9 protein-coding genes are annotated in these 11,736 nt (G+C 39.9%); all 9 read left to right on the forward strand.

Annotated features, from left to right (window positions below):
* On the forward strand, positions 1 to 1,659 hold a 1,659-nt coding region (locus tag GSY74_RS02175), incomplete at its 5' end, for a ferredoxin (RefSeq protein WP_164663478.1).
* 2 nt (positions 1,660 to 1,661) lie between these two features.
* Entirely contained in the window at positions 1,662 to 3,971 is a 2,310-nt protein-coding gene (locus tag GSY74_RS02180) for an NADH-quinone oxidoreductase subunit G (protein ID WP_164663479.1), read from the forward strand.
* A gap of 2 nt (positions 3,972 to 3,973) precedes the next feature.
* Positions 3,974 to 4,987: an NADH-quinone oxidoreductase subunit NuoH gene (nuoH, locus tag GSY74_RS02185; RefSeq protein ID WP_164663480.1), complete on the forward strand. Its 1,014-nt coding sequence runs from the start codon at positions 3,974 to 3,976 to the stop codon at positions 4,985 to 4,987.
* 13 nt (positions 4,988 to 5,000) lie between these two features.
* On the forward strand, positions 5,001 to 5,624 hold the full coding sequence (gene nuoI / locus GSY74_RS02190; RefSeq protein ID WP_164663481.1) for an NADH-quinone oxidoreductase subunit NuoI: 624 nt from the start codon (positions 5,001 to 5,003) through the stop codon (positions 5,622 to 5,624).
* A gap of 12 nt (positions 5,625 to 5,636) precedes the next feature.
* Positions 5,637 to 6,266, forward strand: coding sequence for an NADH-quinone oxidoreductase subunit J (locus GSY74_RS02195; RefSeq protein WP_164663482.1), 630 nt, complete (start codon positions 5,637 to 5,639; stop codon positions 6,264 to 6,266).
* On the forward strand, positions 6,263 to 6,565 hold the full coding sequence (gene nuoK, locus GSY74_RS02200; RefSeq protein ID WP_164663483.1) for an NADH-quinone oxidoreductase subunit NuoK: 303 nt from the start codon (positions 6,263 to 6,265) through the stop codon (positions 6,563 to 6,565). The genes GSY74_RS02195 and nuoK overlap by 4 nt, the downstream gene beginning before the upstream one ends.
* A 3-nt stretch (positions 6,566 to 6,568) precedes the next feature.
* Entirely contained in the window at positions 6,569 to 8,479 is a 1,911-nt protein-coding gene (nuoL, locus tag GSY74_RS02205; protein ID WP_164663484.1) for an NADH-quinone oxidoreductase subunit L, read from the forward strand.
* A gap of 9 nt (positions 8,480 to 8,488) precedes the next feature.
* Positions 8,489 to 10,036, forward strand: a complete 1,548-nt coding sequence (locus GSY74_RS02210) for an NADH-quinone oxidoreductase subunit M (protein WP_164663485.1) — start codon at positions 8,489 to 8,491, stop codon at positions 10,034 to 10,036.
* The gene (gene nuoN, locus GSY74_RS02215; protein ID WP_164663486.1) at positions 10,036 to 11,532 is read left to right on the forward strand and encodes an NADH-quinone oxidoreductase subunit NuoN; all 1,497 of its coding nucleotides are present in this window, start codon (positions 10,036 to 10,038) and stop codon (positions 11,530 to 11,532) included. Before GSY74_RS02210 ends, nuoN begins: the two co-directional genes overlap by 1 nt.
* Positions 11,533 to 11,736: the final 204 nt, after the last annotated feature.

The following is an 11,736-nucleotide window of genomic DNA, read 5'->3' on the forward strand; positions in this document are numbered from 1 at the left end:
CCTGTTGGAGCATTGGTAAACACCGATTTCAAATACACTACAAATGCTTGGGAGCTACAAAAAATCCCTGCAGCGTGTATGCACTGTGGTGGTGGTTGTCAGATGACTTATGAGGTGAAAAATGACAGAATCTATAGGGTAACCAATGATTTTGAGCATGTTACTCTTTGTGATAGTGGGCGACACGCTTTTGATTATGCGAACATCAATGTGACCAAAGATAAAAAAGCATTTGCAGATGCTATAGAGGCGTTTGAATCTGCAAAGAGCATTATATTCAACTCATCTATCTCCAATGAAGAGGCTATGATACTACAGAGACTTAAAGAGAAACATGGCTACAAGCTTATATCTCCTTCGGCTAAGTCGTATCAAGACTTTTTAGGAGCTTATAGTTTAATTACAGGAACAAGCCTCTATGGTGGAGACCTGAAAAAGATTAGTGAGTCACAAGCAGTTATTGTGCTTGGAACTAAAATCAATGATGACAGTTCACAGGTAAAATATCATATCAATATGGCTAGTAAGTGGCATAGAGCGAGAGTTGCTTATATGCACCCTATGGAAGATATTGAACTTGATACTATCGTAACCCAGTTTATCAAATATGAGGTGGGAAGCGAAGAGGGTGTATCGGCACTTTTGGTAGATACACTTCTAAAAGATACTCCTCTTCCAGATAATATCAGAGCTATTTTGGATGATTTGGATATTGGAAATCTTTCAGCTGAATCAAATATTGGCGAGGAAGAGCTAGAGAGCTTGGCTAAATCGTTGCGTAAAAAGAGAGGATTCTCTCTGGTTGTGGGTAGTGACCTTTATGCTCACCCACAAGCGACCAATATTGCAAAACTTTTGGCTCTTCTTGAGAAGTATGCAGGATTTAATGTGGTCTTTGTTCCACCAGAAGGTAACACTTTGGGTGTTTCTCTTATCTGTGAACTAGATTCTGTGACAGAGAGTCCAACGGTTGGATACAATGCCAAAGCAGACTTTACGCTAAGTGCTTTGGGGGATGCAAAAGAGAGTAGTGATGGCTTAGATATGCCATCATTTACCCAGCAAGAGGGGACAACTACTACTATAAATAAACGGGTTGTTCCTAGCAATGTAGCAGTTACTTATGGTGGTTATACGCTTAATGATATTGCCAATGCTCTTGGTCTTAATGCAGAGTATACAATTGATTATACAGAACAACTTCCGACAGAAAAAGGATTTAGCTCTGTTAAGTTTGATGATTTACCTAACCATTTTGATGCTGTGGGTAATGAGTTTAGAGGTTATCTGTTAACTCCAACTATAGTTGAGGTGGATGAGCAGATTGAAGAGCCAGAAGAGATGGAAGAGTTTGATGGAGCAGTAGTCTATAACTGCAACAGCAATACCATATACACACCGATAAACTTTGTGCGACAACCAGAAGAGAAAAAAGGTCTTTTAGTTGGGTCACAGCAGTTTGCGATAGCGACCAAGCTAAAAGATGGAGATAGGGTAGTGTTTACCCTTGACGGTGTAGAGTTTTCTCGACTGTTTAAGATTGATACATCTATGAAAGGAACGGTGGCATTAAATCCAACATATGATATTGGATTAAGTGCAACTCTGTTATCCTCTTATAGATTTTCTAGGTTAGAATTTAAAAAGGTAGGTATGTAAAAATGAGTCAAATCAATATAAAAATTGATGGTCAGGAGTACACGACCAATGAGGGTGAATATATCCTCAATGCGGCAAGGGCAAATGATATATTTATCCCTGCTATCTGTTACCTGACAAGATGTTCACCGACACTAGCTTGTCGTATCTGTCTTGTTGAGGCTGATGGAAAGCAGGTATATGCTTGTAATGCAAAGGTCAAGGATGGTATGGAGATTACAGTTAACACTCCAAATATCCTCAAAGAGCGAAAAGCTATTATGGAAGTTTATGATGTCAACCACCCACTACAGTGTGGCGTGTGTGACAAGAGTGGTGAGTGTGAGTTGCAGAACTATACTCTGGAGATTGGAGTTGATTCGCAGAGTTATAGTATCCCTGATACTAAGCGAGAGACAACCAATTGGAGTTCAGTACTTCACTATGATGCAGGTCTATGTATAGTATGTGAGAGATGTACAACAGCCTGTAAAGATATGATTGGTGATGCTGCAATTAAGACTACCAAAAGAGGTGGTGCTGCACTAGATAAGGGTCTAAAAGGTGCTATGCCAAAAGATGCTTATGCGATGTGGAACAAACTTCAAAAGTCTGTCATTGCTCCGAGTAATGGTACTGAGTTTACCGATTGTAGTGATTGTGGTGAGTGTGCTGCTGTCTGTCCTGTTGGAGCTTTGGTGAGTAGAGACTTTGTCTATACAAGTAATGCTTGGGATTTGAAAAGAGTTCCTGCAACTTGTGCTCACTGTAGTAGTGGTTGTCAGATTTATTATGAGACAAGACCAGCCTCTATAGAAAATAGAGATGAGAAGATATTCCGTGTGACCAATGAGTGGAACTATGTCTCCTTATGTGGTGCTGGACGATTTGGTTATGACTTTGAGAATAGAGTTGAGGGAAAAGATAAGATAGCATTTGCTAAAGCTATTGAGGCATTTAACAAAGCAGAGGTGATTCACTTCAACTCAACTATTACCAATGAAGAGGCTCTTATGCTTCAGACTCTAAAAGAGAAAAAGGGTGTGAAGCTTATTAACCGTGAAGCTAGAGCATTCCAGAGATTCTTGAACTGCTATAGCAAAGCATCAGGAAACTCACTCTATACAACTGATTTCAAAGAGGTTATGGCTAGTGACTTTGTAATGTCTGTTGGGTCATCATTGAGAAATGACAATCCAAATGCAAGATACGCATTTAACAGTGTTCAGAAGATGAATAAAGGTGCAGGACTCTATTTCCACCCAGTTGGAGATAACTTAATACCTAGCTTTGGTAAGACTATTGAGACATTTGCACACAAAGTTGGACATGAAGAGGCAGCTCTGCTTATGATTATTAAACTTTTTGCTGATGAGAGCAAATTGCCAAGTTCAGTAAAAGAGCAACTCGACACTGATTTTGTTGAGCTTCTTGGTGGTGACACTGAGAAGTTTGATAAAGCGATGGTCAAGATGTTAAAGAAGAAAGAGAACTTCTCATTAATGATTGGTGAAGACCTATATTTCCATGAAAAAGCTGAAAATCTTGCAAAATTGATTGCTGTTATTGAAGCATCATCTGATGTTAAAGTAGCAATGATTCCACCAAAAACCAACTCACTAGGTGTTGCACTAATCTGTGACCTTGATAATGAGGCTAGTGGATATACAATTGGATATAACGAGTCAGGTGACTTTAGACTATCTGCGTTGGGTGATGGAGATTTAGATATTCCAGCGATGAACCAACAAGAGGGAACTCTAACTAATATGCACAAAAGAGTAACACCAACCAATGCTGCTCTGGAGTACAACGGTTATGAGCTAAACGACATTATGGGAGAGATTCTATCTGCTCCAAAAGAGACTATCGACTGGACAGCATATCTGCCAACAGACAGAGGTTTCAAAGCAGTAGAGTTTGACTCTCTTCCTAATGGTTATACCAATGATGGAACAGAGAATAGAGGTTATCTACTAGATACTACTTCAACTGATGTTGATGAGGTAACTGTAGATAAGTTTGATGATGGTAAAACCTTGGATGGTGATATCGCTTATAGATGTAATCCACAGAGACAATTTAACGATTTCTCTGACAAATCTCATCAGATATTTGAGGAGTTTGGACTCTATGCGAGTGCTTCAAAAGCTGAATCATTGGGCAAAAGAGTGATTGTTGAGTTTGATAAAGGTAACTTGACACTAGATGTTATAGTTGATGAGAGGATGGAGGGTGACATTGTTGCTGTTCCTGACTTTAAAAGTGCAGAGAATATCTATGAACTCTTTGGTGAGTCAAGATATAAATCCGTAGTAATAAGGGAGGTATAAATATGGAAGCAACAATGTTACCAGAAGTTACCGCTGCAGGTATTATAATCAAAGCCATTATCGTTTTGGCTGTGATTGCAGGACTTGCAGCTTTTGGTACTTATGTAGAGAGAAAAATACTTGCATATATGCAACGAAGATTGGGGCCAATGCATGTTGGACCTCATGGACTGCTACAACTAGCGGCTGATGGTATTAAACTCTTTACCAAAGAGGATATTATCCCTCAACACGCTAATAAGGTTATATTCTCTATAGCTCCTGTGATTATGGCAGCTACTGCGTTTATCGCTCTTGGGGCTGTTCCTGTATTTCCAGACTTTACGATACCGTTTATAGATGTCTATGTTCCTTCTATAGCATCGGATATTAATGTTGGTATTCTGTTTGTACTTGGAATGATGGCAGCGGGGCTTTATGCTCCACTACTAGCAGGTATGTCACAGGCAAACAAATGGGGAATCATCGGAGCAGCTAGAACAGCTGTTCAGTTTTTGAGTTATGAGGTTGTAACAGGTCTCTCACTATTGGCTCCTATTATGTTGGTTGGGTCGCTTTCATTAGTTGACTTCAATAACTATCATGCAGATCAGGGTGTTTGGATGGTAGTCTATCAGCCAGTTGCATTTATCCTATTTTTGATTGCAGGTTATGCAGAGACAAACAGAACACCGTTTGACCTACTAGAGCATGAGGCTGAAATCGTATCAGGATATGTAACAGAGTATAGTGGACTTAGATGGGGACTATTCTTTATCGGTGAGTATGCCAATATGATTACAATTGGTATCTTAGCCTCTGTTGTATTCCTTGGTGGATATAATGATTTGTGGATTTTCCCAGGATGGTTTATGATTATTGTCAAGATTGCGTTTATGTTCTTCTTGATGTTATGGGTAAGAGCATCTTGGCCTCATATTAGACCAGACCAGTTGATGTGGCTTTGTTGGAAAGTCTTGATGCCACTAGCTATGGTGAACATTCTCATAACAGGTTTTGTTATGATGATAATTTAAGAGAGGAGAAGTTATGGGTTTAGAACAGTTTAAAAACAGAAATGTCGGAACGCAAAACTATACAAAATTAGACTTGCCTCGCTCTCCTGTTACTGGATGGTGTAAGTTTAAACAAGTTGTTTCACGAACTTTAAGTGGAGAACTTTTTGTAGGTCTTGGTGTTACGATGCGTATTATGGTGCAGTCACTTGTTGGTGGTCAGTCACACGCAACACTCTATCCATTTGAGAAGTTGCCTATATCTCCAAGATATAGAGCGATTCATGAGATGTTAAGATTACTAGAGAGTGGTCACTATAGATGTATCGGTTGTGGGCTTTGTGAGAAGATATGTCCTGCTGATTGTATCACTATGGATACAGCCTATGATAAGAATCAGCGAAAAGAGGTCACAGAGTACACAATTAACTTTGGTAGATGTATCTTCTGTGGATACTGTGCAGAGGTCTGTCCTGAGTTGGCAATTGTGCATGGTAACAGAATTGAGACAGCATCAGAGCAGAGAGCAAGTTTCTCTCTGTTTGATGATATGTTGACTCCGATTGATAATCTGAATCTTCAACAGGAGTATCAAGGCTTTGGTGCCGTGACTCCTAATGCTGATGAGAATATCAAAAAAACGCCACTTGCGTATTAAAAAGGAGAGAAAATGTATGAATTTATAGCCTTTTATATCTTTGCAATATCGACAGTGGTGTTGTTTGGGATTACGGTGATGAGTAAAAATGTCCTCTATGCCATGACATCGTTGGCAGGAGGAATGGTAATGATTTCGGGCTTCTTCTTCCTATTAGGAGCAGATTTCCTTGGTGTTGTTCAGTTGATAGTCTATGTGGGTGCGGTTATGGCACTCTACGCATTTGCTATGATGTTCTTTGATGCGACCAAAGATATTAAAGAGAAGCATCAAAATCCTACGCTGACTATAGTGCTAGGTGCGTTGATGGCTCTTGTGTTTGTTTTTATCTTCTCTGCACCAATTATTGGAGAGAATATAGAGGCACTCTACCCAGTGGTTGAGGGTGTTGGAAATGCACAAGCCGTTGGTATGGTTCTATTTACAAAATATCTTGTACCATTTGAATTAGCTGCGGTTATGTTGCTTGTAGCAATGATAGCAGGTATTATCTTAGCAGGTAAAAAGATGGATCACTCACTTACAACACATGATGATGCAGTTGATGAGGTGTTACACCACAGATTTGAGTCAGAGAGCGATGCGATACATGATGCTGAAAAAATAGCTGACAGAGCAGAGAGAGAAGGAGCAGGAAAATGATAGGAGTTAGTCACTACCTTATACTATCAGGACTGCTGTTTAGTATAGGATTTGTTGGAGTGCTAAGAAGAAAAAATCTTCTTATGCTCTTCTTTGCAACAGAGATTATGTTAAATGCAGTAAATATCGCTTTTGCCGCGATAGGTAATTATTATGGTGATTTATCAGGTCAAATGTTTGCCTTTTTTGTCATCGCAGTTGCAGCATCTGAGGTTGCTGTTGGTCTTGGTCTATTAATTGTTCTCTATAAGAAATATGGTTCACTTGACCTTGAAGTTATTGCAAATATGAAAGGATAATAGATGGAAAGTTTAGTATATATAGCACTCTTTGCCCCTTTCGTTGGGTCTCTGTTTGCAGGACTCTTTTTTGCAAGAAGTCCGAAGAGCATTCTAGTAGGTGTGGTAAATCCCGCACTTATTGGTGTCTCATTCTTGGCTTCTGTAGCCCTTGCTATGCATGTCGCAGAGTTTGGAGCCGTGCATGTCACGATGATGGACTGGATAAGTATGGGTGGTTTGAATATTCCATTTGGTTTCCTTGTCGATGAGGTAAGTGTCACCATGATGCTTGTTGTTACTTTGGTTTCAACGGTTGTTCATATCTACTCAAATGGTTATATGGATCATGACAAGAGTTTCAATAGATTCTTCGCATACCTATCAGCATTTGTATTTTCAATGATGATACTTGTGATGTCTGATAACTTAGCAGGTCTATTTATCGGTTGGGAAGGAGTTGGTGTCTGTTCATGGTTACTTATCGGTTTTTGGTATCACAAAGAGGATAAACCATTTGAAGAGAATCCATCAATCTCACCATCATGGGCAGCAAACGAAGCGTTTATTATGAACCGTATTGCTGACCTTGGTATGCTTGTTGGTATCTTCTTGATTTATTGGAATGTTGGTTCACTTCAATACAATGTTGTATTTGATGCTTTACCAAATCTTGCAGATGGACTACTAGTTGGTATCGCTATTGCACTATTTATTGGTGCAATGGGTAAATCAGCACAGTTTCCACTACACACATGGCTTACAGATGCAATGGAAGGGCCTACGCCTGTTTCTGCACTAATTCACGCAGCTACTATGGTAACAGCAGGGGTATTCTTGGTTATTAGAATGAGTCCACTCTATAGCATGGAAGCTGTATCAGGTGTCTCGATGTTTATCGCGGCTCTTGGTACATTTGTAGCATTCTATGCTGCTTCTATGGCTCTTATTGCTAGAGATATAAAGAGAATCGTTGCCTTGTCAACACTCTCACAGCTTGGATATATGTTTGCAGCCGCTGGTCTTGGTGCGTATTGGATTGCACTTTTCCACCTCGCAGCTCACGCGTTCTTCAAAGCGTTGCTATTCCTTGGTGCAGGTAATGTTATGCACGCAATGGATGATGAACTTGATATTTTCAAGATGGGTGGACTTAGAAAGGTGATGATGGGGTCATATATCTATATGGGTATAGCCTCTATCGCTCTTGCTGGTCTTCCGTTCTTTGCAGGTTTCTACTCAAAAGATGCGATTATTGAGACCGCATTTAATGAAGGGACTTACCTTATTTGGATTATGTTGGTTATCACAGCAGGGATGACAGCATTCTACAGCTTTAGACAGGTATTCTTCTCATTCCACGGTGAAGAGAGATGGAAACCACTAGGATTTAATCCACACGATATGTACAAATATGTACTAGTAGCGATGGCTCCACTGGCTATTCTTGCTATCTCATTTGGTTGGTTTATGGATGGATATAAAGCGTTTATCACCAAAAATCTTCCAGCGTATGAGATGAGTGACCATACACACCATATAGCATGGTTGTTAGGAGCATTAGTTGTTCTCTTTGCTGTAATAGGTATTTGGATAGCTTATAGAAAGTATGCAGGAAAAGGTGCTATGGCATGGCAGAGAGATGAGAAGGTAGAAAACTCATTTATCTACAAATTGCTAGAGAACCAATACTATGTTCCTCATGCATATGATAGATTTATCGTTCAACCATATATAGTCGCTTCTGATAAGTTTTGGGAGTGGGATAATAAGATAGTTGATGGCACTGTTGATACGATTGCTAAGACAATTTACGATGCGGGTGACAAATCAAGAACTATGCAGACTGGTAACCTCTCAACCTACCTCAACTGGATGGGTGCAGGTGCGTTATTACTAATTGTGGCAGCGGCTATATCAGCTGTCATAGGTTAAGGAGAGATTATGGATCATATATTAAGTATATTGATATTTTTCCCACTGTTAGCTGGGATATTAGGATTTGTTGTCGATAAGGGGTCTGCTAAAGCGTATGGTATCTCTGTTGCAACAGTAGAGTTTTTACTCGCCATGTGGTTATGGATGAGTTTTGATAACGCAAATGCAGGTATGCAGTTTACCGAGTTTGCACCGATTATTTCACAGTTTGGTATCTCATACAACTTAGGTGTTGATGGTATATCACTATTTATTGTGATTATGGCGACACTGATTACGCTACTTGGTATCATCTTGTTAGATGAGAGCAAAATAGCCAATATGAAAAACATGATTGTCTCTCTACTATTTTTGGAGATGACAATGGTGGGTGTTTTCCTCTCATTAGATGCGATTATCTTCTATATGTTTTGGGAGCTTTCACTGGTTCCTATGCTCTATCTTATTGGAGCATGGGGTGGACCTACTAGAGTCTATGCGGCGATTAAGTTCTTCCTCTATACATTTGCAGGTTCGCTTGTAATGTTGGTGGGTCTCTTAGCGATGGCATACCTCTATCATTTGGAGGCAGGAGTATGGACATTTAACCTACTAGATTGGTATCAACTTGACCTCTCAACAGATCTGCAGTTTTGGCTGTTCTTATCATTGTTTGCAGGGTTTGCCATCAAAGTGCCAATGTTCCCATTCCACACATGGTTACCACACGCACACGGTCAAGCACCAACAATCGGTTCAGTAATCCTTGCGGCAGTTCTTCTTAAGATGGGTACTTATGGATTTGTAAGATTTTCACTTCCACTGTTCCCTGACGCATCGGTTAGCATGATTCCATTTATCATGACACTTTCACTTATTATGGTTGTCTATACAGCAATGGTAGCATTTGCTCAAAAAGATATGAAGCAAGTTATCGCTTACTCATCTGTGTCTCACATGGGTGTTATTATGCTTGGTGTATTTGCAATGAATGCAGAGGGTCTTGGAGGTTCAATCTTCCTTATGCTATCTCACGGAATTGTATCAGGAGCCTTGTTTATGCTTGTAGGTGTTATCTATGAGAGAACAGGAACCAAAATGATGAGTGAGTTTGGTGGATTAGCACAAGTTATGCCTATCTATGCAACAGTCTTTGGTGTAATGCTAATGGCATCAGTTGGACTTCCACTTACAATTGGATTTGTTGGTGAGTTCTTGGTTCTACTTGGTTTCTATCAAGTATCACCTATAGGAACTATTATCGCAGGTCTTACTATTATCATCGGAGCTGTCTATATGTTGACACTCTTCAAACGCACATTCTTTGGACCAATTACCAATGAGAAGAACAGAAACCTAAAAGACCTAGACAGAAGAGAGCTTACAGCACTTTTACCTCTAGTAGCTATCGTAATATGGTTAGGTATCTATCCAAAACCAGTACTCGGACCAATTGATAACTCTGTTCAGAAACTTTTAGTTGAGATGGAGTACAAAGCTCGAACCCAGGAGGCTAAAGATATGATTATCTCTATGAAGCCTGAAAAAGAAGAATCAGATAAGGAGGCAAAGTAATGTTAGAGCCAGTAAATATTAGCTTGGAATCCCTTAACCTAGCCACACTATCACCGATGCTTATCGCAATCGCTGGTGGTCTTATTATCCTAATAATTGACCTACTAAAAGAGAACTTACATAAGTCTCTCTATGTTATGTTGACCCTTCTTATTATCCTAATCGACCTTGGAGCAGTCCTTGGTCTAAATGTAAATGAGAGAGGTTTTTTTGATGTGATGCTCATTGATGGTATCGCAATTATCACTCAGATTCTTATCTTGGTAGCGTCGATGCTCTTTATCCCATTGGCACTAACCTCAAAAAGATTCCATGAGTACTCATACCCAGAGTTCTTTGCCCTATTCCTGTTTATGTTAGCAGGACTACAGTTTATGGTGAGTTCAGATAACTTGATTCTTATTTTTATAGGACTAGAGACATCTTCACTATCACTCTATACACTGATAGCCCTACACAACAGACACAACTCATTTGAAGCAGCAGTTAAGTACTTCACAATGGGTGCATTGGCAGCAGGATTCTTCACAATGGGTTCTGCTATCCTCTACGGAATAAGTGGAAGTTTAGAGCTTTATCAGATAGCAGACGCAGTTCAAGCAAGAATAGATGACCCAGGTATGACCGCTCTTATTATCGGTGGTGCGGCATTCCTATTAGCTGCATTCTCGTTTAAACTATCTCTATTCCCATTCCACACATGGGCTCCAGATGTCTACGAAGGTGCATCAGCTCCTTTGGCAGGATATATGTCCGTTGTTCCAAAAGTAACAGCAGCCGTTGTATCCATGAGAATCTTTGAGATGCTAATCCACCTCGGTGTTGAGTGGGTACAGACAGCCATCCTAGTCCTAGCAGTCCTAACAATGACTCTAGCAAACATTATGGCACTAGTCCAAGAGGATGTGAAACGGATGTTGGCATACTCATCCATCTCACACGCAGGTTTCATTATGGCAGCAATCGCTATAGCAACCACAAAAGCAAATGCTTCTGTATTCTTGTACTATGGTCTGTTTATGTTCACAAACCTTGGAGCATTCACAATGCTATGGGTAAGTCGTCACAAACACAATATCCACCACGCAAGATATGACCACCCTTACGAAAAGTTCGCAGGGATGATTAATGTTATGCCTATGGGTGCAGTTGTTATGGCTCTCTTTATGCTCTCCCTTGCAGGAGTTCCACCATTCTCAGTATTCTGGGGTAAAATCTATATTATGTCATCAGCCGTTGATGTAGGTATGGTATGGTTGGCTCTTGTCATGGGTGCAAACTCTGCAATATCCGCTTACTACTACTTGAAGCTGATTGTCTATATGTTCTTAAAAGAACCAGCAGCAGAGCTTAAAGAGAAAGTTGTATATTACAATGTCTCTAAACCTCTTATGACTGTTCTTGGTATCACTGTATTTATAACGGTGGGTTCAATGTTCTATGTTGACCCACTTTTGGAGTATATTACTGAGATGGTTAAGGTTAGTGGGTTTTAATCGCTAATTCCATTTTAGGGCAGAGACTTGGCTCTGCCCCTACTTTTGTTTTGATGGAGATAAATAAATAAAATTCACCCACAGTTAACACGCACTTGATACTCTTTTGCAATACAAGGAGCATCTAGTGCCAAAAAAACATTTATCAAAAATATTAACCACACTCCTACTAACCATTCCCCTAACAGCCACCACCCTATCCGA

Origin of the sequence: Sulfurovum sp. bin170, from assembly GCF_010892395.1 — a bacterium.
Taxonomy (GTDB): domain Bacteria; phylum Campylobacterota; class Campylobacteria; order Campylobacterales; family Sulfurovaceae; genus UBA1140.

Bases quoted from the DNA above. Each gene is read 5' to 3' on its own strand.
- nuoK (WP_164663483.1), top strand. From the start codon at position 6,263: ATGATAGGAGTTAGTCACTACCTTATACTATCAGGACTGCTGTTTAGT.
- nuoH (WP_164663480.1), top strand. From the start codon at position 3,974: ATGGAAGCAACAATGTTACCAGAAGTTACCGCTGCAGGTATTATAATC.
- nuoL (WP_164663484.1), top strand. From the start codon at position 6,569: ATGGAAAGTTTAGTATATATAGCACTCTTTGCCCCTTTCGTTGGGTCT.
- GSY74_RS02180 (WP_164663479.1), top strand. From the start codon at position 1,662: ATGAGTCAAATCAATATAAAAATTGATGGTCAGGAGTACACGACCAAT.
- GSY74_RS02195 (WP_164663482.1), top strand. From the start codon at position 5,637: ATGTATGAATTTATAGCCTTTTATATCTTTGCAATATCGACAGTGGTG.
- nuoI (WP_164663481.1), top strand. From the start codon at position 5,001: ATGGGTTTAGAACAGTTTAAAAACAGAAATGTCGGAACGCAAAACTAT.
- GSY74_RS02210 (WP_164663485.1), top strand. From the start codon at position 8,489: ATGGATCATATATTAAGTATATTGATATTTTTCCCACTGTTAGCTGGG.
- nuoN (WP_164663486.1), top strand. From the start codon at position 10,036: ATGTTAGAGCCAGTAAATATTAGCTTGGAATCCCTTAACCTAGCCACA.